The sequence below is a fragment of the Pseudomonas sp. C32 genome (assembly GCF_030417915.1).
In the GTDB taxonomy this organism is placed as follows: Bacteria; Pseudomonadota; Gammaproteobacteria; order Pseudomonadales; family Pseudomonadaceae; genus Aquipseudomonas.
The window spans coordinates 1-586 of sequence record NZ_JAUHUK010000054.1 but is presented as its reverse complement, the minus strand read 5'-3'; the positions used below and the strand labels follow the sequence as shown (position 1 = coordinate 586).

Here is a 586-nt window from a genome sequence, read left to right as displayed (position 1 = left end):
AACCGCTACCGTGTCACGCACAAGTCCGGGCTGATCGAAGTGCTGCAGGTTGGTGGCAGCAGCGAAGACCGGGTGGCCTTGCCGGTGGAGATCTATTCGCCGGCCGGGCACTGCCTCAAGCTGGTGCATGCATCTTTCCGCGGCGGCCAACGCCTGCAAAGCATCAGCGATGCACAGGGTGAACTGCTGCGCATCAACCGCGCCAATGACACCCAGGTGGAAATCCTCGCACGACCCGACAGCGGCCCCGATGGCGCGCCACTGGCCCGTTATGAAATGAATTTGAATGCCAGCGGTTGGGTCACCAGCATCGTCTTGCCCACTGACGAAAAGGCCTCCTGGCGCTTCGGCTACGGCAATGGTCCGATCCGCGACATTCTCTGCCTGCACGAAGTCAAGACCCCGGTGGGCGGTCGCGAAACCATCGAGTACGGCGACGACGGGCACCCTTTTCCGGCTGGGGGCAACCCGAAGAATCTGCCGCGGGTCACCCGCCATAACAGCTTCCCCGGGTTTGGTCAGCCGAAGATGGAAATGGTCTATCGCTACACGACTAACAATTTTCTGGGCAACGGGACCAACGTCA

The 586-nt window shown here is 61.3% G+C and carries 1 pseudogene; it reads left to right on the top strand.

Annotated features, from left to right (window positions below):
- A pseudogene (locus tag QYH43_RS26875) lies at positions 1-586 on the top strand (sugar-binding protein); the annotation flags it as partial.